This is a genomic window from Vibrio sp. T9, from assembly GCF_003123985.1.
GTDB lineage: Bacteria > Pseudomonadota > Gammaproteobacteria > Enterobacterales > Vibrionaceae > Vibrio > Vibrio diabolicus.
Genome location: NZ_NIGY01000093.1, coordinates 1 through 380 on the forward strand (window position 1 = coordinate 1; position 380 = coordinate 380).

The 380-nt window shown below is 64.2% G+C and carries 1 pseudogene; it reads left to right on the top strand.

Features of this window, described 5'->3' with window-relative positions:
* Nucleotides 1-380: pseudogene (locus tag CBX98_RS26360) on the top strand (efflux RND transporter periplasmic adaptor subunit); the annotation flags it as partial.

Consider the following 380-nt stretch of genomic DNA (forward strand, 5'->3'; position numbering starts at 1 on the left):
GTGATCTTCTCGGTGCCGGTGAACGTGGTCCCGCGTGTGCTGCAGCGTCTCAATGCCGGCACCTGCATTCCGGTCGACGCCTATGGTGACAGTCCCGATGAGGTGATCGCCACCGGCCGCCTGCGCGCTGCGAACAATGAAGTGGACCCGGCGACGGGTACGGTGAAGTTCGAAGCCGAGTTTGCCAATACCAACAACGAGCTGTTGCCCAACCAGTTCGTCACCGCGAAGCTACCCGTCCAGGTGTTGCCGCAGGCGATTCTGGTGCCGGCCGCTGCGATCCAGCAGGGCGCCCAGGGCCCGTTCGTTTACGTGATCAACGACGACAAGACCGCTGCCGTCGTGCCGGTCAAGCTGGGCCCGGGAGATACGAGCACGGC